The organism is Pannonibacter anstelovis, assembly GCF_036881715.1.
Classification (GTDB): Bacteria; Pseudomonadota; Alphaproteobacteria; order Rhizobiales; family Stappiaceae; genus Pannonibacter; species Pannonibacter anstelovis.
This window is the reverse complement of record NZ_JBAKBF010000001.1, coordinates 212,407-237,794: the sequence shown is the minus strand read 5'-3', so window position 1 is coordinate 237,794 and position 25,388 is coordinate 212,407. Positions and strand designations below refer to the sequence as shown.

Annotated in this window: 23 protein-coding genes and 1 riboswitch; of the genes, 15 read left to right on the top strand and 8 right to left on the bottom strand. The window is 62.2% G+C overall.

Annotation, left to right across the window (positions count from 1 at the left end):
- Nucleotides 1–22: 22 nt before the first annotated feature.
- On the top strand, nucleotides 23–1,894 hold the full coding sequence (locus tag V6L75_RS01065; RefSeq protein WP_334249686.1) for an ABC-F family ATP-binding cassette domain-containing protein: 1,872 nt from the start codon (nucleotides 23–25) through the stop codon (nucleotides 1,892–1,894).
- 17 nt (nucleotides 1,895–1,911) lie between these two features.
- Here V6L75_RS01065 and V6L75_RS01060 read toward each other — a convergent pair whose 3' ends face one another.
- Nucleotides 1,912–2,856, bottom strand: a complete 945-nt coding sequence (locus V6L75_RS01060) for an AEC family transporter (RefSeq protein ID WP_334249685.1) — start codon at nucleotides 2,854–2,856, stop codon at nucleotides 1,912–1,914.
- A gap of 226 nt (nucleotides 2,857–3,082) precedes the next feature.
- On the opposite strand from V6L75_RS01060, the gene V6L75_RS01055 reads away from it, so the two are divergent.
- The 3 genes from V6L75_RS01055 to hspQ all read left to right on the top strand — a co-directional run bounded on the left by V6L75_RS01055 (nucleotide 3,083) and on the right by hspQ (nucleotide 5,531).
- A complete protein-coding gene (locus V6L75_RS01055; RefSeq protein WP_334249684.1) occupies nucleotides 3,083–3,967 on the top strand; it encodes a lysophospholipid acyltransferase family protein in 885 nt (294 codons plus the stop codon).
- 90 nt (nucleotides 3,968–4,057) lie between these two features.
- Nucleotides 4,058–5,104, top strand: coding sequence for an HpcH/HpaI aldolase/citrate lyase family protein (locus tag V6L75_RS01050; RefSeq protein WP_334249683.1), 1,047 nt, complete (start codon nucleotides 4,058–4,060; stop codon nucleotides 5,102–5,104).
- A 103-nt stretch (nucleotides 5,105–5,207) separates the two neighbouring features.
- On the top strand, nucleotides 5,208–5,531 hold the full coding sequence (hspQ, locus tag V6L75_RS01045; protein WP_050471480.1) for a heat shock protein HspQ: 324 nt from the start codon (nucleotides 5,208–5,210) through the stop codon (nucleotides 5,529–5,531).
- A gap of 108 nt (nucleotides 5,532–5,639) precedes the next feature.
- Here the strand turns inward: hspQ and V6L75_RS01040 are convergent, their stop codons facing one another.
- The gene (locus V6L75_RS01040) at nucleotides 5,640–6,263 is read right to left on the bottom strand and encodes an invasion associated locus B family protein (protein WP_334249682.1); all 624 of its coding nucleotides are present in this window, start codon (nucleotides 6,261–6,263) and stop codon (nucleotides 5,640–5,642) included.
- A gap of 459 nt (nucleotides 6,264–6,722) precedes the next feature.
- Here V6L75_RS01040 and V6L75_RS01035 point away from each other — a divergent pair, with 459 nt between their 5' ends.
- The 4 genes from V6L75_RS01035 (at nucleotide 6,723) to V6L75_RS01020 (ending at nucleotide 12,047) form a co-directional block, all read left to right on the top strand.
- Nucleotides 6,723–8,450 (top strand): extracellular solute-binding protein, encoded by a 1,728-nt coding sequence (locus V6L75_RS01035; protein WP_334249681.1) that lies wholly within the window; start codon nucleotides 6,723–6,725, stop codon nucleotides 8,448–8,450.
- A gap of 22 nt (nucleotides 8,451–8,472) precedes the next feature.
- A complete protein-coding gene (locus tag V6L75_RS01030; RefSeq protein WP_334249680.1) occupies nucleotides 8,473–10,104 on the top strand; it encodes a class I adenylate-forming enzyme family protein in 1,632 nt (543 codons plus the stop codon).
- Between the two features lie 3 nt (nucleotides 10,105–10,107).
- Nucleotides 10,108–11,280, top strand: coding sequence for a PleD family two-component system response regulator (locus V6L75_RS01025; RefSeq protein ID WP_334249679.1), 1,173 nt, complete (start codon nucleotides 10,108–10,110; stop codon nucleotides 11,278–11,280).
- A 92-nt stretch (nucleotides 11,281–11,372) separates the two neighbouring features.
- Nucleotides 11,373–12,047 carry a DsbA family oxidoreductase gene (locus V6L75_RS01020; protein ID WP_334249678.1) on the top strand — a complete coding sequence of 225 codons (675 nt, stop codon included), beginning with the start codon at nucleotides 11,373–11,375 and terminating at the stop codon, nucleotides 12,045–12,047.
- A 32-nt stretch (nucleotides 12,048–12,079) separates the two neighbouring features.
- Here the strand turns inward: V6L75_RS01020 and V6L75_RS01015 are convergent, their stop codons facing one another.
- The 4 genes from V6L75_RS01015 to V6L75_RS01000 all read right to left on the bottom strand — a co-directional run bounded on the left by V6L75_RS01015 (nucleotide 12,080) and on the right by V6L75_RS01000 (nucleotide 17,661).
- Nucleotides 12,080–13,609, bottom strand: a complete 1,530-nt coding sequence (locus V6L75_RS01015) for a Ppx/GppA phosphatase family protein (RefSeq protein WP_334249677.1) — start codon at nucleotides 13,607–13,609, stop codon at nucleotides 12,080–12,082.
- Nucleotides 13,602–15,734: an RNA degradosome polyphosphate kinase gene (locus tag V6L75_RS01010; RefSeq protein ID WP_334250000.1), complete on the bottom strand. Its 2,133-nt coding sequence runs from the start codon at nucleotides 15,732–15,734 to the stop codon at nucleotides 13,602–13,604. The genes V6L75_RS01015 and V6L75_RS01010 overlap by 8 nt, the downstream gene beginning before the upstream one ends.
- 134 nt (nucleotides 15,735–15,868) lie before the next feature.
- Nucleotides 15,869–16,549 carry a P-loop NTPase family protein gene (locus tag V6L75_RS01005; RefSeq protein WP_334249676.1) on the bottom strand — a complete coding sequence of 227 codons (681 nt, stop codon included), beginning with the start codon at nucleotides 16,547–16,549 and terminating at the stop codon, nucleotides 15,869–15,871.
- Between the two features lie 20 nt (nucleotides 16,550–16,569).
- Entirely contained in the window at nucleotides 16,570–17,661 is a 1,092-nt protein-coding gene (locus V6L75_RS01000) for an AI-2E family transporter (protein WP_334249675.1), read from the bottom strand.
- Nucleotides 17,662–17,892: 231 nt separating this feature from the next.
- Here V6L75_RS01000 and purM point away from each other — a divergent pair, with 231 nt between their 5' ends.
- Both purM and purN read left to right on the top strand, forming a co-directional pair.
- Complete coding sequence (gene purM, locus V6L75_RS00995; protein WP_334249674.1) at nucleotides 17,893–18,981, top strand: phosphoribosylformylglycinamidine cyclo-ligase; 1,089 nt, start codon at nucleotides 17,893–17,895, stop codon at nucleotides 18,979–18,981.
- On the top strand, nucleotides 18,978–19,640 hold the full coding sequence (gene purN / locus V6L75_RS00990; RefSeq protein WP_334249673.1) for a phosphoribosylglycinamide formyltransferase: 663 nt from the start codon (nucleotides 18,978–18,980) through the stop codon (nucleotides 19,638–19,640). Before purM ends, purN begins: the two co-directional genes overlap by 4 nt.
- Nucleotides 19,641–19,643: 3 nt before the next feature.
- On the opposite strand, the gene V6L75_RS00985 is transcribed toward purN, so the two are convergent.
- Nucleotides 19,644–21,068: an amidase gene (locus tag V6L75_RS00985; protein ID WP_334249672.1), complete on the bottom strand. Its 1,425-nt coding sequence runs from the start codon at nucleotides 21,066–21,068 to the stop codon at nucleotides 19,644–19,646.
- Between the two features lie 367 nt (nucleotides 21,069–21,435).
- Here V6L75_RS00985 and V6L75_RS00980 point away from each other — a divergent pair, with 367 nt between their 5' ends.
- From V6L75_RS00980 to V6L75_RS00965, 4 genes are read left to right on the top strand one after another with little or no spacing between them, the layout of a single operon-like run.
- On the top strand, nucleotides 21,436–21,780 hold the full coding sequence (locus V6L75_RS00980; protein WP_334249671.1) for an NHLP leader peptide family RiPP precursor: 345 nt from the start codon (nucleotides 21,436–21,438) through the stop codon (nucleotides 21,778–21,780).
- 24 nt (nucleotides 21,781–21,804) lie between these two features.
- Nucleotides 21,805–22,155 carry an NHLP leader peptide family natural product precursor gene (locus tag V6L75_RS00975; protein ID WP_334249670.1) on the top strand — a complete coding sequence of 117 codons (351 nt, stop codon included), beginning with the start codon at nucleotides 21,805–21,807 and terminating at the stop codon, nucleotides 22,153–22,155.
- A gap of 34 nt (nucleotides 22,156–22,189) precedes the next feature.
- Complete coding sequence (locus tag V6L75_RS00970; RefSeq protein ID WP_334249669.1) at nucleotides 22,190–22,525, top strand: NHLP leader peptide family natural product precursor; 336 nt, start codon at nucleotides 22,190–22,192, stop codon at nucleotides 22,523–22,525.
- Between the two features lie 11 nt (nucleotides 22,526–22,536).
- Nucleotides 22,537–22,878: an NHLP leader peptide family RiPP precursor gene (locus tag V6L75_RS00965; protein ID WP_334249668.1), complete on the top strand. Its 342-nt coding sequence runs from the start codon at nucleotides 22,537–22,539 to the stop codon at nucleotides 22,876–22,878.
- Between the two features lie 55 nt (nucleotides 22,879–22,933).
- Here the strand turns inward: V6L75_RS00965 and V6L75_RS00960 are convergent, their stop codons facing one another.
- Nucleotides 22,934–23,614, bottom strand: a complete 681-nt coding sequence (locus V6L75_RS00960; protein ID WP_334249667.1) for an energy-coupling factor ABC transporter permease — start codon at nucleotides 23,612–23,614, stop codon at nucleotides 22,934–22,936.
- Between the two features lie 48 nt (nucleotides 23,615–23,662).
- Nucleotides 23,663–23,882, bottom strand: a riboswitch (cobalamin riboswitch).
- A 272-nt stretch (nucleotides 23,883–24,154) separates the two neighbouring features.
- Here V6L75_RS00960 and V6L75_RS00955 point away from each other — a divergent pair.
- The gene (locus tag V6L75_RS00955) at nucleotides 24,155–25,315 is read left to right on the top strand and encodes a hypothetical protein (protein ID WP_334249666.1); all 1,161 of its coding nucleotides are present in this window, start codon (nucleotides 24,155–24,157) and stop codon (nucleotides 25,313–25,315) included.
- Nucleotides 25,316–25,388: the final 73 nt, after the last annotated feature.

The window sequence follows — 25,388 nt, the reverse complement described above, 5'->3', positions numbered from 1 at the left end:
AAGCTCGCTCAAAGATCCGCCCATGTTGCAGATTTCAGACCTCACCTATCGCATCGGCGGACGTCTCCTCATCGACAATGCCAGCGTCACCCTGCCTGCCCGCAGCAAGACCGGCCTTGTGGGCCGCAATGGCGCGGGCAAATCCACGCTGTTCAAGCTGATCACCGGCGATCTGACGAGCGAAGGCGGCTCCGTCAGTGTGCCCCGCCTTGCCCGCATCGGCCAGGTGGCGCAGGAAGCGCCAGGAACCGGACAAAGCCTGATCGAGGTGGTGCTGGCCGCCGACACGGAGCGCGCCGCCCTTATGGCTGAGGCGGAGACGGCGAAGGATCCGGACCGGATCGCCGCGATCCACACCCGCCTTGCCGATATTTCCGCCCACACGGCAGAGGCGCGGGCTTCCGCCATTCTGCACGGCCTTGGCTTTGATGCGGAGGCGCAGAAGCGGCCCTGCTCGGCCTTTTCCGGCGGCTGGCGCATGCGTGTGGCGCTGGCAGCGGTGCTTTTCTCCGAGCCTGATCTGCTGCTGCTGGACGAGCCGACCAACTATCTCGATCTGGAAGGCACGCTATGGCTGGAAAGCTATGTGGCGCGCTATCCGCATCAGGTGCTGCTGATCTCGCACGACCGCGATCTTCTCAACAAGGCGGTTGATTCCATCGTGTATCTGGACCGGGGGAAGCTGACCTTCTACCGCGGCGGCTATGACAGTTTCGACCGGCAGCGGCGCGAAACCATGATGCTGCAGCAAAAGGCCAAGGAAAAGCAGGACGCGCAGCGCAAGCACATGCAGGCTTTCGTGGACCGGTTCCGCGCCAAGGCCACAAAGGCCCGGCAGGCCCAGTCCCGCCTGAAGATGCTTGAACGGATGGAACCCATCGTGGCGCTGACCGAGGAAAGCGGCCGGCCGATCCATTTCCCTGATCCGCAGGGGCGGCTTTCGCCGCCGATCCTGAAGCTGGAAAACGTCTCGGTGGGCTACGATGGCAAGCCGGTGCTGTCGCGCCTGACGCTCAACATCGATACCGATGACCGCATCGCCCTGCTCGGCTCCAACGGCAACGGCAAATCCACCTTTGCCAAGCTGATTTCCGGCCGCCTGGCAGCGCTGTCCGGCGAGGTGACGAGCGCCACCAAGCTGAAGATCGCCTTCTTTGCCCAGCACCAGCTGGACGAACTGCGCCCGAACGAGAGCGCCGTCCAGCATGTGCGCATGCTGATGCCGCAGGCTGCCGAAGCACAGGTACGGGCCCGCGTGGCCCGCTTCGGCCTGCCGACCGACCGGATGGAAACGCCTGCCAAGGATCTCTCGGGCGGTGAAAAGGCGCGCTTGCTGCTCGGTCTTGCCACCTTCGACGGGCCAAACCTGATCATCCTCGACGAGCCGACCAACCATCTCGACATCGACAGCCGCGAGGCACTGGTACAGGCACTGAATGAGTTTCAGGGCGCTGTGGTGCTGATCTCGCACGACCGGCATCTGGTGGAAGCCTGCGCCGACAGGCTGTGGCTGGTGGCCGATGGCAAGGTCAGCACCTTCGACGGCGACATGGAAGACTACCGCCGCTACATCCTGCAGGGCCCGGATGCGGTGAAGAAAGCGCGCGAGGACGAGGCCAAGGCGGCCTCGGCCACGGACAAGCGGCGTGAAGCTGCTGAACGGCGCGCCCGTGAGGCCCCCTTGCGCAAGAAGATCGAGGCGGCAGAAAAGGAAATGGCGCGGCTCTCCGACAAGATCGTCATGCTGGACGCCACCATGTCCGAACCGGATTTCTTCACCCGCGATCCCGAACGGGCAGCGAAATTCGCCAAGGAGCGGGCCTATATCGAAAAGAAGCTCGTCACCACGGAAGAAGAATGGCTGCTGCTGTCAGCGGAGCTGGAAGAGGGGTGAGTTGCCTTCCCCCTCTCCTACAGCCACCCATGCTGGATGGCCCATATCACGGCAGTCACCGTAACGACCGAGGCCATGGTGCCGATCATGACAAGGCTTGAGGCCCGGTTGACGTAGACCTGATACTGCTGCGCGATGACGAAGACATTCGTGGCGGGTGGCAGGCAGGCCATCAGCACGGCGGTGGCGATCCAGACCGGATCGAATCCGCCGACCCAGGTCAGCATCAGGTAGACCAGCACCGGGTGCAGGATCAGCTTGACCGCCAGAATGACCGGCAGCTCCAGCGGCACCTTTTCGATGGGGCGCTGCGCTACGGTCACGCCCATGGCAAACAGCGCACAGGGAGCCGCGGCACCGCTGAGGAACTTCAGCATGGTATCAAGCCCCTGAGGCGGCTTGAAGCCGATGAAGGCGGCGCCGACGCCCGCAATTGTTGCCAGAATGAAGGGATGGGTGAAGACGCGCACAGCCACCTTCTTCATGGTCTGCGACAGATGCTCCTTTTCCGTTCCGGCCATGGCCATCATCAGCGGCGCCAGAATGAACATCAGCGTATTGTCGAAGCACAGGACGAAAGCTGTCGGCACGGTCGCAGCCGGCCCCAGCACGGCCATGGTCAGGCCCGGCCCCATGTAGCCGACATTCGAATAGGATCCGCCAATGGCCATGATGGTGGATTCGGGAATGCTGCCCTTCGTCGCCAGCACGCCGATGCAGAAACAGATGGCAAAGACCGTGTAGGTGACGAAGGTGGTCGCGGCCACATAGCTGAGGTCGGTCAGCTGTTCCACCGGTGTCTCCGAAAGGAGGCGGAAGAACAGGGCGGGCAGTGCGATATAGATGATGAAGAAATTCATCCACGCCATTCCGGACGGCGGAATCTTGCTGAACTTGCCCGCTCCAAAGCCCAGGAAAATCAGGCCGAAGAAGGGAAAGGCGAGCGCGATGACATCTTGCATGGCAGGATCCGGAACCTTTGACCAAGACTTGGGGGCCAGGACAGGGTGAGGAATGCGCAGTGACAGAGGATCTGCCGCTTGCAACCGGCATGTGGCTTGGGTAATCCACGCCTAACCTGTTCGCGCCAGACGGTCAATGAACCCTCTGGCTATGTGACGCGCCAGCCGGACACATGTGCCATCCGTGCATGCCCTGCCGGCCATGATCCGGATCTGACCGCAGCCTATGACCAAACCTTCGCCGCTCCGCACTCTCGCACTGAAGGCTGAGTGGGCCGTTCTGGCGGCTGTTGTGTTTCTGTTCCGCCTTGTGCCGGTGGACCGGGCTTCGGCCGCCATGGGCTTTCTGTGGCGCAAGCTTGCCCCGCTCAACAAGCGGCACAAAAGGGCGCTGAAGCATCTGGAGCTGGCCATGCCGGAACTGACGGCTTCAGAACGCCGCCAGATCATCGACGGCATGTGGGACAATCTCGGCCGGGTGACCGCCGAGACCTTCCAGATCGACCGGATGATCCGCGACGAAAGCCGGTTCGAGCTGCAGGTGGATGCGCGCACCGATGCCATTCTCAACGGCGCTGGCCCTTGCGTCTTCGTATCGATGCATTCGGCCTGCTGGGAACTTTGCGTCACGCCTGCCTATCAGCGCGGCCTGCCGATGGCCGGCGTCTATCAGGCGCTGAAAAACCCCTATTCCGATGCCTTGCTGCGCAGTCTGCGCGGAACACTTTATCCGCTCGGGCTCTATTCCAAGGGGCATCAGACGGCGCGCAAGCTGCTGTCCATCCTGCGCTCCGGCGGCGTGTTTGCCCTGATGGCGGACCTGCGCGAGCGGCGCGGCGTCAAGGTGCCGTTCTTCGGACGTGAGGCCTATGCAACGCCGGTGCCGGCCACCCTCGCCCGCGCCTGCGGCGTGCCGATCGTCATAGGCCGCGTGGTGCGGCTGGACGGTGCCCGCTTCCGCATTGAGGGCATCTGCATCGATCCGGCCTCGGATGGAGACAAGGAGGCCGACATCCTGGCGACGACCGCCGCCATCCATGCCCAGTTCGAGGCGTGGATCCGCGAAGTGCCGGAGCAATGGATGTGGATCCACCGCAAGTGGGCGGACTGATCCGCCGCTTGCGCTTCCGTCTTTCGGTGAATTGCTGCTCCGCACCATGATGCTATAGCTGTGGGTCATGAGGACCGGAGGAGCCGCAGCATGACGAAGACACCACGCGCCTTTTATGCCCCGCTTGCCATTGGCGCGCCGGCACCCTTCCGCGACCTGCCGGTTAGGCTGGAGCGCATGATCCATTTCGTGCCGCCGCATCTGGAAAAGATCCGTGCCAAGATCCCGGATCTCATCCCGCAGGTGGATGTCATTCTTGGTAATCTGGAAGATGCCATTCCCGCCGATGCCAAGACGGCAGCCCGGCATGGCTTCATCGAAATGGCCAAGGCCAATGAATTTGGCAGCACTGGGTTGTGGACCCGCGTCAACTGCCTCAACAGTCCCTGGTTCCTGGATGACATGCTGGAGATCATTCCGGCGGTGGGCCACAAGCTTGACGTGGTGATGCTGCCGAAGGTCGAAGGCCCCTGGGACATCCATTATCTCGACCAGCTGCTGGCCCAGCTTGAGGCCCGCGCGGGCCTGACGAAGCCGATCCTCATTCATGCCATTCTGGAGACGGCTGAAGGCGTGAAGAATGTCGAGGCCATCGCGACCGCCTCTCCGCGCATGCATGGCATGAGCCTTGGGCCGGCGGATCTTGCCGCCTCGCGCGGGATGAAGACGACCCGTGTCGGCGGTGGCCATCCTGGCTATGCGGTGCTGGCGGATGAGGATGGCAGCGGAGCCCGTCGCGCCCGTATGCAGCAGGACCCCTGGCACTATACGGTGGCCCGCATGGTCGATGCCTGCATGTCCGCCGGTCTCAAGGCCTTTTACGGCCCCTTCGGTGATTTTTCCGATCCGGCCGCCTGCGAAGCACAGTTCCGCAACGCCTTCCTGATGGGCTGCCTTGGCGCCTGGTCGCTGCATCCCTCGCAAGTGGACATCGCCAAGACCGTGTTCAGCCCGGACCCGGCGGAAGTTGCGTTTGCCCGCCGGATTCTGGAGGCCATGCCGGACGGCAGCGGCGCCGTGATGATCGACGGCAAGATGCAGGATGATGCCACCTGGAAGCAGGCCAAGGTAATTGTTGACCTTGCACGCCTCGTTGCGGCGCGCGACACCAAGTTTGCAGAGGTTTACGGACTCTAGACGGTTCCCTATTATAAGGGAAAGTCTTCACCGCGCGCTGACGCCGCATCGTGCCCCTCCACACCCTGGGGCGTCTCCGCCGGTTCAAGCCACGGTGACAGTCATGCGTACGGCAAAATTCAAGATCGGACAGGTTGTCCGGCACAAGGTCTATCCCTTCCGGGGGGTGATCTTCGATGTGGATCCGACCTTCTCCAACACTGAGGAATGGTGGAATGCCATTCCCGAGGATGTCCGCCCCAGCCGCGATCAGCCTTTCTATCATCTGCTCGCGGAAAACGAGGAGACGGAGTATGTCGCTTATGTGTCGGAGCAGAACCTCGTTCCGGACAACACGGGCGAACCGGTCCGCCATCCGCAGATCGAGGAGATCTTCGAGGAGCAGGATGACGGCTCCTATCTGCCACGCTCAACCGGCCTGCACTGAAGACTGGCTGACCTGCCCCGCTTGCTTACGGCATCTCAAGGCCTGAATGAAAACGCCGCCCGGTTTCCCGCGCGGCGTTTCATGTTCATGCAGGGGAAAATAATCCAATCAGTTGCCCGACTGGGTCTGTTCCTTCTGCTTGTCGATCAGCTTCTGGCGGGCTTCGTCAGCGCGGCGCTGCAGTTCGCTCTGAAGCTGCTCCTGCTTCTTCTGGATCTCGCCCACATCCATCGCTGCACCGTCGTAAACCTTGGTGAAGCCTGCGAGCGTCAGCTCCAGCGGAACCGGCTTTGCCTGCTGATTCAGCGCAGTGATGACGAGCTTTGTGCCCTTCTTCAGCTGTGCGATGAAGGCGTCGTCGATGACCAGCTCTGAGTAGCAGGCATTCGGGAAGCAGATGCCGTACTTGGCTTCGGTCTGCTTGCCTGCATCGATCTGGACGCGCATGCCCGGCTGGATCAGCATCCCGGTCGGAACCGCGATGAGCAGCGTCTTGCGCGCTTCACCTGCGATCTCGCGAACGGCGACGGAGGACAGGAACTGACCGGTCGCGGTGCGCAGCTCCTGCGTCACAAGGCAGATTTCCTTGTTCACGTTCGGATCGGTGTTGCACACCTTGACCCAGGGAGATTCAGCTTCGGCCTGCTGGGCCGAAACGGTGGCAGCGCCACCAAGCATGGCAAGCGCAGCGACCGCACAGCCCGCCATCCCCCTCATCAGAAAACTCTTCATTCGAAACATCCTCGATTGTGCGTTCGCTCTTCCAGGCCCTGCGTTACCGCTGCCCCGCGCGTCCAGCGGAATTGCCCATGCCGTGCAGGCCAGCATCCACGCCCCGATGCCGGAGAATTGCGGCAACAGGGTGACCTATTCCATGCGCGGGCCCATGTTTAACCGCATCGCGAGCCGATTTCCAGCATCTCCGGCTACCGAATGCGCGGCTGGCCACTGGTGTGTTACCATTCGGCCAACAGAATCAAGATGGACGTGCATCACACAATGGCTTTTTCCCTGAAATCTGTGTCTGGAAAAGCAGCTTATCTGGCGGTTTTCCGCCGGTTTGCGCTGGCTGTTCCTGTCTTTGCACTGGTCGCAGGAGGATTAACCATCGGTACGGACTGTCATGCACAGTCCCCTGGGACCGCCGCAGCCGGTGAAGAAAACTCCGTTCCCTGGGTCCATGGAATCGCAATGCACGGCGAGCCGGCCTTGCCGGCAAACTACACGCATTTTCCCTATGCGAATCCCGATGCGCCGAAAGGCGGCACTCTGACGCTTGGAGTGCAGGGCACATTCGACAGCCTCAACTCCTTCGTGGTGCAGGGCGGCTTTACCAGTGCCCGCGGCATGAAGGAGCGCCAGTTCGGGGAGAACATCATCGAAAGCCTGATGGTTCGCTCCAACGCCGAGGCTTTCTCGCTCTACGGACACCTTGCCGAAGCCGTGCGCATGGCCGAAGACCGGTCCTGGATCGAATTCCGGCTGAACCCGAAGGCGAAGTTTTCGGACGGCAGCCCCTTCACGGTCGAAGACGTGATCTTCTCGCTCGACATCATGCGTGAAAAGGGCCGCCCGCCCTTCCGGAACTGGTATGCCGAGATCGCGAAGAGTGAAATCACCGGTGAAAGAACCGTCCGCTTCACCTTCAAGAACAATGAGAATCGGGAACTGCCGCTGCTCATTGCGCTGGCGCCGATGTTCTCCAAGGCGGCGATCGATCCGGCCACATTCGACAAGTCCAGCCTGAAGCCGCCGCTTGGCACCGGGCCCTATGTCTTCGCCGAGATTGTTCCCGGCCGGCGGGCCGTCTACCGGCGCAATCCGGATTACTGGGGCAAGGATCTGCCGTCCAAGCGCGGCATGGACAATTTCGACGAGATCCGCATCGAATATTACCGCGACGAGACCACCTTGCAGGAAGCGTTCCGCAAGGGGCTGATCGACGTTCTGCCTTTCAACAATCCCTCCCGCTGGGCCAATGGCTTCGACTTCCCTGCGGCGAAGGAAGGCAAGGTGGTGCGCAAGGAGATCGTCAAGGGCATTCCGCCGGTGATCCAGGGCCTTGCCTTCAACACGCGCCGTCCGGTCTTTGCCGACAAGCGCATGCGCAAGGCCCTGTCGATGCTGTTCGATTTCGAGTGGATCAACCGCAATCTCTACGCGGGCCTTTATGACCGCACCGCCGGTTACTGGGACAAATCGGAACTGTCTTCCATCGGCCGCCCGGCGAGCGAGCGGGAGAAGGAGCTTCTGGCCCCCTTCCCCGGTGTTGTTGATCCGGATGTGATGGCGGGCGCCTGGATTCCGGCGCAGACCGACGGGTCTGGACGCGACCGGGCTGTCCTGCGCGATGCCATGGCAGTGCTCAAGGACGCCGGCTACACGCTCGACGGCCGTGTGCTGAAGAGCCCCGATGGCCAGCCGGTCAGTTTCGAGATCATGACCAAGAACGAGGACGAGGAAAAGATTGCCCTCGCCTATGCACGCAATCTGGATGTGATCGGCATCAAGGCAAACGTGCGTACCGTAGACCCTTCCCAGTTCGAGGACCGCCGCATCAAGTTCGACTTCGACATGGTGTTCCACATGTGGAGCTCGTCACTGTCGCCGGGAGGCGAGCAAATGGGGCGCTGGTCCATGGCCGCAGCCGATACACCGGGCTCGTTCAACATCACCGGCGCAAAGGAGCCGGCGATTGACGCTATGATTGCCGCAATGGTGGCATCCCACAGCAAGGAAGACTTCATATCGGCCGTCCGTGCGCTCGACCGTGTTCTGATTTCGGGACATTACGCCGTGCCCTTGTTCCATCCGCCTGCGGAATGGCTTGGACATTGGACCAGAATCACGTCACCTCAGGTAGACCCGATTTACGGTTTCGAAACCACGACGTGGTGGAAAACCGAAGGCGCCAACTGAGACCCGGCAAGGGACCAGGATCATGATTACCACGCCTGCAGACTCCATCGAACGCAACCGTCTCAGCGCTTTCTGGGGCCGCGTGACGCTCGACGAGATCTTCCGCAAGACGGCCGCTGCCAATCCGGACCGGCTCGCCCTTGTGGACGCGCCCGACCGCTCCTCATGGACCGGCGGCGAAGCCCGCAAGCTGACCTATGCCGAAGCTGAGCGCGAGATCCAGAAGCTTGCCGCCTTTTATGCAGCCGTTGGCCTTTCCACCGACCATGTGATCGGCATTCAGGCGCCGAATACAGTGGATACGGTGATCGCCTTCCTGGCCGCGCTCAGGGCCGGGCTGATCGTCTCGCCCCTGCCCCTGCACTGGCGGCAGAAGGACGTGCTGGAGGCGCTCAACAGCCTGGGAGCCAAGGGCCTTGTGGCTGCGGACAGGCTTGAGACCCGGCAGGTGGGCCATGCCGCCCGCGATGTGGCGGCAGAGCTGTTCAGCCTGCGTTTCGTCTTTGGTCTCGGCAAGGACATTCCCGACGGGTTGATCGAGCTGGGCCCGGTGCTTGCCGAGATGGGCGACGACATGCCCGCCCCGCAGCTGTCACGGCCCAATTCGGCGGAACATACGGCAACCGTCACCTGGTCGCGCAATGGCGCCGAGCCGGTGCCCGTGACCCGCAGCCACAATCAGTGGATTGCCGCCGGCTTCATGCCTTATCTCGAAACGCGCCTCCCGGACGGGGCAAGCATCGTGGTGCCCTATGCTTTCAGCGGCATGACCGGTGTCGGCGCCGGGATGGTGCCATGGCTCTTGTCCGGCGGCACCATGCACCTGCATCATCCCACCTCGCTGCAGCGCCTCGCGGCCCATGCCGAAGCGGTGGAAGCTGACTATGTGCTGACGCCGGGCCCTCTGGCCGAAGCGCTTGACGTCCGGCTCGGGCGCAAGTCCACCAGCATTGTGGCTTGCTGGAGCGTTTCCTCGCCGCAGGCCACCACTTTCGTGCCGCGCCACCAGCTGGTGGATCTGCATGTGGCAGACGAGTTCGCGCTGGTCGCAAGGCTGCGCGGCAAGTCAGCCCGTATCCACCCCATTCCGCTTGGCAGCTTCGGCGCCCCGGCCGGAACCGATATTTCTGCCGGCGTCCTGGAGATCAAGACGGAAGGCGGCGAGAACGGCAGCCCGCACAAGCTGCTGGCCCGTGGTCCCATGGTTGCCGATGCAGGCTGGAAAACAGGCAGGAAGGCCGGGCCGGGTCCACTGACTGACGCCGCCGGTTTTCTCCGGACAGGCGTATCCGTGATCCCCGTTGAAGGCGGGCTTGCCGGTTTCGGCATACCGGGAGAACTTGCCCCGGGGGCAGGTGCGCTGGAAGGGATCGATCAGATCTACGCCACCTATGACGAGGTGACGGAGGCTGCCGCTTTTTTGGTGGATGATCCGATCCTGGGCGCCAAGCTCCATGCGGCCCTTGTCATGCGGCCCGGTTGCGCGCCGGATGCCCGGGCTTTCTTTGCCTGGCTTGATACCGAACGGGTTGACCTCGCCAAAGTGCCTACACGTGTCCTGATGCTGCAGGCACTCCCGAGGCTGGAGGATGGCACCGTTGACAGGCACCGGCTGGCGGCACGGCTCCAGCGTCAGGACCGGCAGGTGGCATGATCAATGGCGGCCTTTGACGGAGATGGCGACAGTGCCCTCGTCTGGCAGGGGCCCGTCTGGCGCATTGGCCCGGAGCCGGTGTTTGGAGAAGGCGCTCCCGGCTGGCCGCGCGAGCTGGACCTTCTGACAGCCGCAGATGACGATCTGGCTGAGCTTCCGGCCGCTGTTGTGGTGCGGCTTGACCAGACGCTTGCACCGCTCGCGCGCCTCGCCAGAGCCGAAAGCAAGCTGCCGGTGGAGGTTCCCGCCCTGCTTCTGTGCGGCACAGGAAGTGCCGTCGGCCTGCCTCTGCGCCGCTCGCACGGCCTCGTTGATGCGGATATTCCCGAAGCAAGCCTTTTCCGGATGATCTGTTCGCGCCAGCGCGCCATTCTGCGCAGCGATGAGGCCCGCATCCGCCGCACTGTCTTTGGCCGCGTGCCCAGCTACGGTTCCGCTCCGCATCAGCAGGGCGGCTCCAGTCTTCTGGTTGCGGGTCTTGGCCGCCGCTTCATCGAACTTTTCGATGCCCGCGCAAGGAATGTGGATCTGATCGGCGCATTGTCTGCCGACATGGCAGAAGACTACCTGTCACAGCGGGCGTTCGACGCAGTGATCATCGAGGCCGGGATAGAAGACAGCCTCGATCTGGTTGAGCGCATCCGCCGCGATGCACGTTTCTCCCAGATCCCTGTGCTGGCTTTTGCCGAAGACCGGGCGGAAGTCGCTGCCTTGTTCGAGATGGGAGCAAATGACGTTCTGCATGGTGACCTGACGCGGGCGATGCTGTCGGCAAGACTTGCCAGTGCCATCCGCATGGGAAAGAGGCGCCGCCTGGCTGACCGCCTGCTGGCGGAAAGCCGGGTCTGGCTGCTGCGGCAGGCGGGAGAGGACGGATTGCCTCTCCCCCTCTATCAGACATACCTTCGCCGCAGTGCCGATCAGGCAGCCTTGCGCGGTCTGTTCATCGACGAAGTCCGCCTTTACCCCGGAGAAGATGCGGCCGGTATTCCGGTCACCCAGCTCGCGGGCGACCTTTCCAGCACGATCCTCTCCATCGCCGACGCCACGAGCCGGGAAGAAGATCTGATCTGTTATGTGACCGGCCGGGGACCTGTCGCGGTGCTGAAGCACGATCAGGCCGGACCCAGCTTGAAACGGCGCATCAACGCCATTCTGGGGTCAACCCTTTTGTAAGCGTGCCGCAGATATCCGCCCTGGTTGCCCTTGCGTGGCTCAACAAGTCTGTCTAGCCTGAGATTATTCTAGCCCGCAGCCAGGAGGCAGCCATGGCGGATCAGCCGCCCCTTACCGTCGATGTCATCTCGGATGTCATGTGCCCCTGGTGCTACATTGGCAAGCGCAGGCTTGAAAAGGCCATCCGGCAGGTGCCGGAGCTAAGCATCGAGGTGCGCTGGCATCCTTTCCAGCTCGACCCGGCCCTTCCGCATCAGGGCAAGGACCGCGAAGCCTATCTGAATGAGAAGTTCGGTGGGCCTGCCAAGGCGGCTGCCATCTACGACCGTGTGAGCGCTGCAGGTGCTGAAGAAGGAATATCTTTTGCCTTCAACAAGATCCGAGTGTCTCCGAACACGCTGGACAGCCACCGCCTGATCCTCTGGTCCCGGGCGGACGGATTGCAGGACGACGTGGTGGAGCGGCTGTTCCGGGCTTATTTCGTCGAGGGGCGGGATCTGTCCAAGGCGTCGACACTGGTCGATATTTCGGCTGAAGCGGGGATGGAATCGGATCTCGTTGCTCAGCTTCTGGAAACGGACAGCGACCTTGCCAAGCTGCGGAGCCAGATCGAACAGGCTGGCGGCATGGGCGTCACCGGCGTGCCGTTCTTTATCATCGACGGCCGCTTTGCGATTGCCGGAGCCGAATCACCGGAAACCATCGCCGCAGCATTGTTGCACGCTGATGCAACGCGCACAGCCGATGAAACGATGACGGTCAACTGACCGCGGCGGGCAGCCGCAGTCAGTTTCATCATTCAAGGAAGAGGCAGGACCTCGCCTTTGGCGCCGACAAGCTTGGCGAATTGCACCATACGCTTGCGCAGCCGCTCGCCATCCAGCATCGCCAGTTCACCGGGCAAGGTTATGGTCAGGCTGTCATCATCCCGCTGCATCGACGTCTTGAGCAGTGTGCCGGGCATGGAGGCCGACACGAGCGAGGCAACCCGCAGTGCCGCCCCCAGAATCCGGGCACGCTCCTTCAGCCGTGTGGGCGCCAGTTCGCGCAGGCGCGGTGACAGGGCATCGTCGATCAGGCCCTGATGGCGGAAGAAGACGGTCATCGCCAGATAAGCCCGGCCTGCATGGTCGATGCCGGCAAAAGCAGCGTTGGAAATGATGTTGAGGCTCTGCTCGCCGCGATAATCGGGGTGCGCGCGCCAGCCGATATCGGACAGCAGGCAGGCGGCATGGCGCAGGCGCAGCTCTTCCTCGGTTTCATCGACCCCGATCACCGGCATGAGCTGATCGGTCCATGTGATCAGTTCCTCTGCATATTGCGGCGAGCGCGCGCGCAGATGAGCCAGCTCACGGGCGGATTCCAGCAGCGGATCCTGACGGCGGATGGCTGGTGGCAGGTGCTCATAAAGCAGGCCTTCACGTACACCGGTGGCAGACATGATCACCCGGTCTGCCTTCATGGCCCGAAGCACCCGCTCCATCACGATGGCGCCAAAGGGCAGCAGAGCCCGGCGCTGGCGGGAGATGACGTCGATGAAGTCCAGCGTGTTCACGTCACGTGTTGAGACCACACGGCAGAACTCGATCGCCTCCTCTGCGGGAATGGCATAATTGTGCATCACATGCAGTGGATAGCCCGCCTGGAAGAGATGCAGCCGGGCCAGCGAGCGCCAGGTTCCGCCGACCGCATAGAATGTGTGGCGTGCAGCGCGGGCTGGCCAGCTGGCTTTCGCCAGCGCATCATCAACGATCTTCTGCGCGCGGGCGATGCGCCCGCCAGAGGCCTCCTGCAGACGCAACCCGCCCAGCGGGAAGGTTTCCCCCTCACCAGGCCCACGTGCGCCGATGCTGACCAGCTCCAGGCTGCCGCCCCCCAGGTCGCCGACGACACCATGCGGTTTCCAGAAGCCGGCCATGATCCCCAGAGCCGAGTAATAGGCCTCTTCCGCACCGTTGAGGATGCGCACTGGAACGCCCGTAACCCGCTCAACCTCAGCGACGAAGGCCGCGCCGTTGCTTGCATCACGAGCTGCAGCGGTTGCCAGAACATAAACCGCCTTTACCCCTAGATGCCCGCACAGGAACTTGAACCGGCTTAGAGCCGCCAGTGCAGAAGCGGTCGATTCTTCTGCGAGTTCTCCGGTTGTGGCAATGCCGCGCCCCAGTCCAGCAAGCACCTTTTCGTTGAACAGGATCGTCGGGGAGCGTGCTTCCCGTTCATAGACGACAAGGCGGACCGAATTCGATCCGATGTCGATCACCGCGATTGGCCCGCTGCCGTTGAAGCGGCCGCGGGCGGGAGGATGCTTTTCGCTTGAATCAGCCACGCTTTGGCCGCTCCATGAAGGGTTTAGGTCTGTCAGCATTGAGCGATTTGCCACGGCCGGAGAGTGAAGGGTTTGTCATGAAATACCGGTGGGCGTTGAAAGGTTCCTCACCCGGTCCCGGAATGATGCGCTCGTGAGTGCCATCGGCCAGAATGCGCCAGCTCTGCTGATTGTCGCGCAGATTGGCAACCATGATCTGGTCCAGCACCTGTTCATGCACGGTCGGTGTCAGCATCGGCGCAAGGATTTCGACACGCCGGTCGATGTTGCGCGGCATCATGTCGGCCGAACCGATGTACACATGCGCCTGCGGCGATGGCAGGCCATGGCCATTGCCGAAGCAGAAGATGCGGCTGTGCTCGAGGAACCGGCCGATAATGGACTTGGCGCGGATGTTCTCGGATAGGCCCGGAATGCCGGGCCTGAGGCAGCAGATGCCGCGCACCACCAGATCGATCTGCACACCTGCCTGGCTTGCCCGGTAGAGCGCATCGATGATGCCGGCATCCACCAGCGAATTCATCTTCATCCAGATGTGCGCCGGGCGCCCTGCCCTTGCATGCTCGATCTCGGCTTCCGTCAGTTCCATGATGCGCTTGCGCATGGTCACGGGCGAGACGGCCAGCCGCTTCAGTTCGGCAGGTTCGGCATAGCCGGTTATATAGTTGAAGACGCGCGCCGCATCCTGACCGATTTCCGGATCATCGGTGAAATAGGACAGATCCGTGTAGATGCGCGCCGTGATCGGGTGATAGTTGCCCGTGCCGATGTGGACATAGGTCTTCAGCTCGCCATTCTCGCGGCGCACCACCATCGACAGCTTGGCGTGGGTCTTCAGCTCGATGAAGCCGAATACCACCTGCACGCCCGCCCGCTCCAGATCGCGGGCCCAGCGGATGTTGGCTTCCTCGTCGAACCGCGCCTTCAGCTCCACCAGCGCGGTGACCGACTTGCCGGCTTCTGCAGCTTCCGCCAGCGCCTTGACGATGGGCGAGTCCTTCGAGGTGCGGTAGAGCGTCTGCTTGATGGCCACCACATCCGGGTCCTGCGCCGCCTGACGCAAGTATTGCACCACCACATCGAAGGATTCGTATGGGTGGTGGACGATGATGTCCTTCTGCACGATGGAGGCGAGGCAATCGCCACCATGTTCGCGGATGCGCTCGGGGAAGCGCGGCGTGTAGGGCGTGAACTTCAGGTCGTCCCGGTCCATGGCGACCAGCTGGGACAGGTTGTCCAGCGCCAGCAGGCCGTCCACCAGGAAAATCTCGTTATCCGTCACGCCAAGGGCGCTGGCGACGAAGGCCCTGAGCGATGCCGGAGCATTGGCATCGATTTCCAGCCGGATCACCGAGCCGCGGCGGCGGCGCTTGAGGGCGGATTCGAACAGGCGGACCAGATCCTCCGCCTCTTCCTCGATTTCAAGATCGCTGTCACGGATGACACGGAAGGTGCCCTTGCCGCGAATCTCGTAGCCGGGGAACAGGCGGCCGATGAAGAGCCCGATCACCTTCTCGATGGTGATGTAACGGACCTCGCCCTCGCCCTGCCCCAGATCCGGCAGGCGGACGAAGCGGTCGATATGGGCCGGCAGACGGATCAGCGCCGTCATGCCGCGCCCGCCCTTCACCGGCACCAGCTCGAAGACCAGCGAGAATCCGAGATTGGGAATGAAGGGGAACGGGTGCGCTGGATCGATGGCCAGTGGCGTCAGCACCGGGAAGATGTGGGCGAGAAAATGGCCTTCCAGCCAGTCGCGTTCTGCTTCGGTGAGATCTGTCGCCAGCAGGATGCGGATGCCGGTGCCAACCAGCTCCGAGCGGATCTGCCGCCACAGGCGCTGCTGCTCGCTCTGCAGGCGCTGGCAGGCCGCGCCGATCTTTTCCAGCTGCTCGGCCGGCGTCAAGCCGTCATCGGAACGCTGGCTCACATCGGCGCGCAGCTGCCCCCTGAGGCCGGCGACGCGCACCATGAAAAATTCATCGAGGTTGTTTGCGGAGATCGACAGAAAGCGCAGGCGCTCCAGCAGCGGGTGATCCTTGTTGATGGATTCCTCAAGGACGCGGTGATTGAATTGCAGCCAGGAGAGTTCCCGGTTCATGAACCGGGCCGGTGACTGCATCATCTGCTCCACCGCCGCCGGGTCAACGCCATTCTGCGCTGACCGTTCCTGCTGCACGGGCTGGGCAGCGCTTGCTTGCGGTGCTACCGGTGTCTCTTCCCTGTCAACCAAAGTGCTGCTCCCGTTTCAAATGACTTTCAGGCCCTGCCGGACTGGCGCTCCAGCACCTTGCCTGCGAGGCTGCGGGTGATGCGGCTGCCTGCAGCAAGCGCCTCTGCGTCGAGTGCTGCGACCAGACGGCCTGCGACACCCAGCGAACGTTCCATGCGCACGACAAGATAGTCCACCACCCCTTGGTCAATGGCAACCTGCCGGTCGGCAAAGAGCTTCACAAGGACACAGCGCAAAAGCCCGTCATCCGGCTCCAGAATTTCCACAGGTGTCGCTGCCCGGAGCCGCGAAACCAGATCCGGCAGCGTCAGAGGCCAGCTCGATGGCCATGTGCGGCTGGTGATGAGCAGGCTTGCCCCCGCCTGCCGCGCCGCGTTGATGAGGTGGAACAGCGCGGTCTCGTCGAAGCCCCGGTGAGCGTCCTCCACGGCGACGGCTCCTGCCGCAACCAGATCCGCCACCTTTTCAGAGGTGAGATCACGCGCCTGGATCACCACCGCGCCCGACAGAGCCCGCCAGATTTCCACCAGATGCGTCTTGCCGCTGCCGACAGGTCCCGCCAGAACGGTGACAGGTGCAGGCCAGTCAGGCCAGGACTCGATCATCTCCAGCGCGGCATGATTGGCCTCGCCTTCCAGGAAGTCATCCCGGCTTAAGGCCTGCTCATGCGGCAGGATCAGGGGCAGCTGGCGCGGTGTGTCAGCCATGGTCTCTTGGACTTTGAACTCTACTCGTCAGATGCACCGGTCTGCTCCGGAGCGCCTGTGCCCTTGTACAGGGCACTGGCTAGGTACTGCCTCAGCGCGAAACGTGCAAGCACACCCACCATCGCCGCTGCCGGAACGGCCACAAGCATACCAACAAATCCAAAGAGATATCCAAAGGCAAAGAGAGCAAACATGAGCCAGACGGGATGAAGGCCGACACTCTCGCCCACAAGCTTGGGCTGAAGGATGTTGCCTTCGAGAAACTGCCCCACGGCAAACACGGCCGCAACCGCTGCAATCCAGTGCCAGTCTGGCCAGAACTGCACCAGCGCGACTGACATGGACGCTATGAAGCCAAGGGCCGCCCCGACGAACGGAATAAAGCTGACAAGCCCTGCACCAATGCCGATCAGAAGGCCGAAATTGAGCCCCAGGGTGACCAGCGACACTGCGTAAAAAAGTCCCAGCAGCAGGCAGACCGATACTTGCCCGCGCACAAATCCTGCGACAGCGTTGTCCATCTCCCGGGCTAGTTCGCGGATCGTCTCGACATGATGGCGCGGCAGCCAGCTGTCTATCCGCTCCACCATGTGGTCCCAGTCAAGCAGCATGTAAAAGGCAACCACCGGCGTCACGACAAAGAGCGACAGGATCGACATAAGCGCCTGTCCGCCACTCCAGACGGATTTGAGCACGCCGCCGATCCATGTTGCTGCCTTGCCCATGATGTCGCCAAGGGAGGACTGCAGGTCCTCAACCTTGAGGCCGCTGAGCTTGGTGATCCGGTCGCCAAGATGCTGGGTGAGAAGATCCTGAAGCGAGCGCACGAGGCCTGGCAGCTTGTCCACGAACCCGATCAGCTGATTGCCCAGGACAGGCACGAGCAGCACCAGAACGATCACCAGCACAATGACAAACAGCAGGAGAATCATCAACGTGGCCGCCAGCCGGCTGAAGCCGTGACGCTCAAACCAGTCGGCCACCGGATCCAGCAGATAGGCCAGAGCCATGCCGGCCACAAAGGGCAGCAGCACCGCGCTGAACAGCATCATGAACAGGATAAAGGCCGCAAGAGACAAAAGCCAGAACTGGACTTGCCGGCGTAAGGTCATGAAGCAACTCCGTTCCGCACCGCAACAATAAGCATATGCGCGCGATAGGGGCAGTTTCAAGCCGTAAGGTCAAGCCGGAGGCTCATCAGCCGCCCATTCAGCCACTGCCGTCCACGGCTCATGCAGGCGCAATTGGCGGTTTTTCATGATGTGTCCCCTCTCAGCCGTTGCAAGGCGGCCGAAAATCGGGCATTGCGCTGGCAAACCGCAACCGGCACGGAGACTTGACCCATGAGCGCGCAGGACAGCCAGGGGAAGAACGGCCTCACCTATTCCCAGTCAGGCGTTGATATTGACGCAGGTAACGCTCTGGTCAAGCGCATCGCGCCGCTGGTCAAGGCCACCGCCCGCTCCGGCGCGGACAGCGCCATCGGCGGCTTCGGCGGTATCTTTGATCTGAAGGCCGCAGGCTTCTCCGACCCGCTGCTGGTCGCCGCCAATGACGGCGTCGGCACCAAGCTGAAGGTCGCCATCGACACCGGCTGCCATGACACCGTTGGCATCGACCTTGTCGCCATGTGCGTCAACGATCTTGTCGTTCAGGGTGCCGAGCCGCTGTTCTTCCTCGACTATTACGCAACCGGCGCGCTGGATGTGGACACGGCAACCGCCGTCGTCGGCGGCATTGCCGAGGGCTGCAAGATTTCCGGCTGCGCGCTGATCGGCGGTGAAACGGCGGAAATGCCGGGCATGTATGGCAAGGGCGACTACGATCTTGCCGGCTTCGCGGTCGGAGCCGTCGAGCGTGATGGCCTGCTGCCGCGCACGGATGTGCAGGAAGGCGACGTGCTGCTCGCCCTCGCCTCCTCCGGCGTCCATTCCAATGGCTATTCGCTGGTGCGCAAGATCGTCGAGGTTTCGGGCCTCACCTATGAGGATGCCGCTCCGTTTGCCGAAGGCCGCAAGCTGGGCGAAGCCCTGATGACGCCGACGCGCATCTATGTGAAGCCGCTGCTGGCCGCCCTCAAGGCCACCTCCGGAATCAAGGCGCTGGCGCATATCACCGGCGGCGGCCTTCCGGAGAATCTGCCGCGTGTGCTGCCGAAGGGCACCAATGCGCGCATAGATCTGTCCGCCGTGTCCGTTCCCCCGGTCTTCGGCTGGCTCGCTGCCACCGGCAACGTCGCTGAAAAAGAAATGCTGCGCACCTTCAACTGCGGCGCGGGTATGGTCGTGGTCGTTTCCGCTGACAGCGTGGAGGCAGTGAAGACCGCCCTTGAAGCCGAAGGCGAAACCGTTGCTATCATCGGCCGTATGGAAACAGGCACGCCGGGCGAAAGCGAAGTCATCTTCGACAATCACCTCAGCATTTTCGCATGACCGTGAGCCGCAAGCGCACCGCCGTTCTGATTTCGGGCCGGGGCAGCAACATGCTGTCGCTGATTGAGGCTGCGAAGGCCCCCGCCTACCCGGCCGAGATCGTCCTCGTTGTCTCGAACCGCCCGGATGCAGGCGGCATTGCACGGGCGCAGAGCTTCGGCATTCCCGCGAAGGTCCTCGACCACAAGACCTATGGCCGTGACCGGGAAGCCTTCGAGCGCGAGCTGGACGCCATGCTGGTGGCGGAGGGCATCGAACTGGTGGTGCTTGCGGGCTTCATGCGGCTGATGACGCCCTGGTTCGTGGAACGCTGGAACGGGCGGATGATTAACATCCACCCTGCCCTGCTGCCCTCCTTCAAGGGCCTGCACACTCATGAGCGCGCTCTGGAAGCGGGCGTGCGGCTGCATGGTGCCACGGTGCATTTCGTCTCGCCCGGCATGGACGAAGGCGCCATCATCGCACAAGGCGCCGTGCCTGTGCTGTCCGGCGACACGCCAGAGGCGCTGGGAGCAAGAGTGCTGACCGTCGAGCACAAGATCTATCCGCAGGCGCTGGCGCTCGTTGCCTCCGGTCAGGTGCGGCTGGAAGACGGCAGGGCCGTCTGCCGCGCTGCGGCTGAGGATGCCGGAGGCAGCCTCACCGCGCCGCGCTGGTAGTTCTCACAACTCCAGCCCGCCCGTCCCGATGCCTGCCGCTTCCTCATAGGCCAGTGCAAATTCCAGCGTCTGCCGGTCCGCCCTCGGCGGGCCGATGAGCTGCACGCCGGCCGGCAATCCGCCCGCCCCAAAACCGGCGGGAACTGCAGCCACGGGCAGGCCTGCCAGTGTTGGGCCGATGACCACTTCCATCCAGCGGTGATAGGTGTCCATCGTCCGCCCGCCGATCTCACCGGGCCAGGGCAGATTGACATCGAAGGGAAACACCTGCGCTGACGGCAGGATCAGGAAGTCGTAGGTCTCGAACATGCGCCGCATCACCGCGTGCCAGCTGGTGCGCACCACGGAAGCGGTGTGAATGTCCTCAGCGCTCTTGCTCAGGGCCAGCTCGAACTCGTAAAGCAACTGGGCATTCAGTTTTGCCCGAGCCTCCGGCTTGTCATAGAACCCGCGCAGGCCATGAGCGACGGAGAAGCTGCGCAAGGTGAGCCAGCACTCCCACAGCTTTGCAAAGTCGAACGGCGGCGTCACCTCCACCACCTCGCAGCCCATCGCAGACAGCACATCCAGCGCCTTGCGGCAGACCTCAAGCACGCCCGGCTCAAACGGCAGATAGCCGCCCAGATCGCCCAGCCAGGCCACCTTTCTGCCCGCGAGATTGGCAGCTCCGCGAAGGCTCAGGTCTTCATCGGCGAGCGACAGCGGGTCAACCGGATCATATCCGGCCTGTGTCTCCAGAAGACGCGCCATGTCAGCTACCGTGCGACCCATGGGGCCGTTGATTCCAAGCTGGCTGAAGAACAGATCCGGGCTCTTGCCGTTCGGCACCCGGCCGAAGCTCGGGCGGAAGCCATAGACATTGTTGAACCCGGCCGGATTGCGCAGTGAGCCCATCATGTCCGAGCCATCGGCCACTGGCAGCAGCCTTGCCGCCAATGCCGCAGCTGCGCCGCCGCTGGAGCCCCCGGCACTGCGCGCCGGATCATGTGGATTGCGGGTTGCCCCGTGCACCGGGTTGCGTGTGTGGGAGCCAAGCCCGAACTCCGGCGTGTTCGTCTTGCCGATGAATATGGCCCCTGCCGCCCTCACCCGCGCGACGTGAATGGAATCAGCAGGTGAGACGTAGCCGGGGAACAGGGGCGAGCCCCATGAGCACGGCAGGCCTTTCACCTCCGCCAGATCCTTCACGGCCTGCGGCATGCCATGCATCCAGCCGCGCGAATGCCCGTCCGCCAGCTCCCGGTCGCACATGTGCGCCTCTTCCAGCAGCTCCTTTGCAGGGCGCAGATAAATGAGCGCGTTGATCAGCGGATTGATCCGCCCGATCCGCTCCAGATAAGCCTCCATCACGGAGACACAGGAGATCTGCCGCTGATGGATGGCAGCGGACAGCTGGACGGCGGAAAGCGTTGTAATGCCGGTCTGCATAATGGTTCGGCGGCTCCTGATCCTATGCGCTCCTGCGCGGCGCGGACAATCGTCCACCATTCCGGCGGCATTTGTCGAGGTCATGATTGCGGCAAACCCGCCTCGATACCGGCTACGAAAGAATTTGGAATTTTTCAGGTCCAATCACCAGCGGCCGTCTGCCCTGCCATAGAAAAGAAACATCAGGAAACGGGTCCCCGGAAGGTAATGCGTGGCCCGAATTTCCGGAGATGCTTTTAGGATCTGCCGTTTTTGTAAAAAACCGCAGTACGGCGGAAACTCAATTCTGATTTTCAATCAAGATGCTTGAGCTTTGCAACGGCGTTGGCCGCTACCAGCTGAAAGCGGAAAGATAAAGGCCATTCACATGACCAGTTCAACAGACCCGATGGTTCGCGTCCGCCAGCATGTTGAGGAAGCGCTGCTGGCGAAGGCTGGCGAAGATGCCGCCTTCCGCACTCTGCTGCTAAGCGATCCGCGCGCTGCCCTGAAGCAGCTGCTTGGCGTGGACCCGATTCCCTCGCTCAAGATCCGCGTCATCGAGGAACAGGCCGGCGAGGTCACCCTCGTCCTGCCCCGGGCGATGTCACAGAACGATCTGCCGGAGGAATTGCCGGATGAGCTGCTCGATTTTGCCTCTGGCGGCAATGCCAAGGAGTGCTGGTGGAAGTTCAACCAGTGGGCCTACAAGCAGGACTGGCTGCCCAAATAACGCAATCCGTCATGGAGAAACGCCATGCCGCATATGACAGATACCATGGCAGCCGCCCGCGCCCACATTGAGGCTGCGCTGATCGAAAAGGCCACGTATGACGCGGCCTTCTGCAAGCTGCTGAAGAGCAATCCGCATGCCGCGCTCCGTGAGCTGCTGGGCAATGATCCGATCCCGTCGCTGAAGATCACTGTGGTGGAAGAACAGGCCGGCGAAGTCACGCTCGTTCTGCCCCGTAAGATCGCTCAGGACGAGCTGCCGGACGAGCTGCTTGATTATGCCTCTGGTGGAGGGTTCATGAGCCCCTTTTCGCCTCCGGATGCCGATTACATAGTCAAGGGAGATCCTATTTTCGCTGCGCTTTGCAAGAAATGAACAGAACGCCAATTTAACAACAGAGGCCAAATTTATGACGTCCATGACAGATGCCGTTGCCGGCGCCCGCGCCCACATCGAGGCTGCGCTCGTTGCCAGGGCAACTTCCGACACAGCCTTCCGCGAGCTGCTGAAGAGCAATCCGCATGCCGCCATCCGCGACATGTTCGGCAATGACCCGATCCCATCGATGAAGATCAGCGTCGTCGAGGAACAGGCCGGCGAAGTGCTTCTCGTACTGCCGCGCTCCATCGCCGAAGACGAGCTGCCGGATGAGCTTCTGGACTATGCGTCCGGCGGAAATCTGCACAAGTGCTTGAGCGATATAGGTTTCTTTACCCCAATCGAAGGCCGTGGCATCAGGTTCTAAGGGAGACGATCATGAGCGAAATCACAGCCTATCCGTTCGAGAAGGCTCGCGCCGTTCTTGAGGCCGAGCTTCGCAAGAAGGCAGAAACTGACACTGCCTTCCGCAGCGCCCTTCTGAACGATCCGCATGCAGTACTTGTGGAATTGCTTGGCACGGATCCGGTCCCGAGCCTTGCGATCCGGGTCCTGGAAGAAGCTCCCGGAGAGATCGTGCTGGTGCTTCCGCGCCGCATCGAGGCAGATGAACTGCCGGACGAATTGCTCGATTATGCAGCCGGCGGCGCCTACAAGGGCTGCAAGGGCGATGGCTGGACGCAGGACAAGCTGCGCCGCATTGGCTACGACCCATTCTGATCCACGCCTTTGCATGGAGGCCGGGAGTTCCCCGGCCTCTTTTCATGCCAAAGGCTCAGCCCGCCACATGAAGCCTTGCGTTGAACAGCGGGCTGCCGCTGAGCTGCTTCAGAGCCTTTGCGCCCGCCAGCACGCCGAGGTCCACCAGCGGCTCCAGAATGATCACGGTCATGTAAGCCGCACCGAAGCTGGCCACATCAGCGAGGTTCTCAGTGGAGAAACCGTGGCCATAGACGGCCCAGAAGGCCACCCAGGCAACAATGCCGCCCTGATAGGCGGTGGAAAGCGCCAGCGCCTGCGAATATTTCAGGTCCACATACGGTGTCGACGGCGCAATGATTCGCTTTGCCAGCAGGCTGATGCCAAAGAGAGGCACCAGCAGCGTGGTGACATTCATGCCGTATTGCGGCAGGTCGAAGGGTGCAAAGAACAGGCCCTGCATCAGCAGACCGGCGGCTAGCCCGATGGCAGCAGCCCCTGCCCCGAACAGCAGCAGCAGTGTAGAGCCGAGAATCAGATGCACCTCGGACACGCCCACGGGGTGATGCGGCAGCACCTCGAAGAAGCAAAACACGAGCGCAGTGGTCATGATGCTGCGCAGGAGAAGCGGAATGGCACCGCCATTGGTCCGCAGGTCGTCAACGGCGAGTTTTGCTGCAAGCCCGAAAGCCGTTGCCGCTGTGCCATAACTCAGGATGATTTTCGCGCCTTCAACGACGCCTTCTTCGATATGCATGCTCGTTCCTTTCTGCGCCCGCCGCGCATTGGACTGGATTGGGCTTTGCGCCCGGTCATGTGATGGACAGGTATCCTGGCTTACGGTTCACCGCTTCGCCTGCCTTCCCAGCCCTTGCGGGGCCAGTGGCATAGAGGCATCGCTCGCCGTTTACAGTTGCGGGGGCAGCCGGGGAATCAGGCCTTGCACGATGTGCGGGCCCTCACCCCGTTCCCTGTTTTTTGCCGTAGCAGCATCTGTCTGCGCGGCCCATCAGCTTCACTCTAGCCCAGATAGAAACAATGCCATAGCATTTGTGCGTTCATGCATGTCTTTCCACATACCGGCAAAAAGTATGAGCCAGGCGCATCAAAGCGCCGTGAAATCGCCCGCTTTGACAGATCATTTCACAAAGCCGTTATGCTGGAGTAGTTTACCATGCATCATCGATAGCCGCGTTCCAGCCAAAGACCTGTGTGTGACGCAGGTCACGGACCTTTATGGCAAGGTTGGGACATGGTTCCGGCGGTTTAGATTTCAGTTCTCAATCTGGAGCTTCAAATGCGATCCTTTCTGATGCGTGGTGTCAGTGTCTCCGTCATGGCCTTGGCGCTGACCCACGGTGCGCTGGCTTTCGAGGCGACCGGCAACGATGTTGCCGATGCCTTCCTGTCACGGGTAGAGGCCGGCAATGTAAAGGTCGTGTCGGTCGGCAGCGTTTCCGAAGATGGCGATCAGGTAACCCTTGAGGATGTCGCCCTTGAAGGCAAGACACCGGAAGATGGTTCCGGCACCATCGGCATCATCACCCTGACCAACGGTGAAGAAAAGTCAGATGGGACGATGAGCCTTGATGGCGTCGCCATCGAGGAAGCCGTGCTTGAAGACAAGGACGGCGCATCTGTGTCGATGGCATCGCTGACCCTGACAGGTGTGGTTCTTCCGCCTGCTGACGGGTCCAAATCCTTCGAGGAAACTGCAGATTACAACACCATCGAGGCTGAAGGTATCGAGATCGCCGAAGGTGACGTTACCAAGGCCTCGCTGGACACCGTCTATGCTGCGATCAACAGCCGCGAAGGCAATCTGCCAACCTCGGGCGAACTGAACATGACGGGTATCGCCATTGCGGTTTCAGAGCTTGACGCAGGCACTGCCAAGCAGCTCACCGATCTTGGCTATGAGACCGTGAATGCCGAAGTGGCGGCAGAGTTCAAGTGGGATCCGGTCACCGGTGTGCTTGACCTGCCGAGGCTCGACATGACCGCAGCTGAAATGGGCGGCGTCGCCCTGGCTGTGCAGATCGGCGGCCTGACCAAGGAAGTGGCCGAGAAGCTGGAAGCAGCCAAGGACAACAGCGACGAAGCCATGGCTATCCTGCAGGGCCTGACGCTGAACTCCATGCGCCTGCGCTTCGACAACGGCTCGATCGTCGACCGCCTCCTCGACCAGCAGGCCAAGACTGCAGGATCGGACCGAGCCGCAGTCGTTAGCCAGCTCAAGACCGGCCTGCCGATGATGCTCGCCCTGCTTCAGAACCCGGAGTTCCAGGCCAAGGTGGCAGCTGCTGCCGGCGAATTCCTGGACAACCCCGTGTCACTGCAGGCTGACGCCAAGCCGGCAGCTCCTGTTTCCGTCGCGCAGATCTTCGGAACGGCAGTCATGGCACCGCAGGGCCTGCCGCAGATCCTTGGGATCGACGTCACGGCCAACAAGAAATAAGCGCCGTTTGACGGTCCCGCGCCGGCCGATGGGTTCCCGCGATGGCAGCCCATCAATGGCACCATAGACCGGA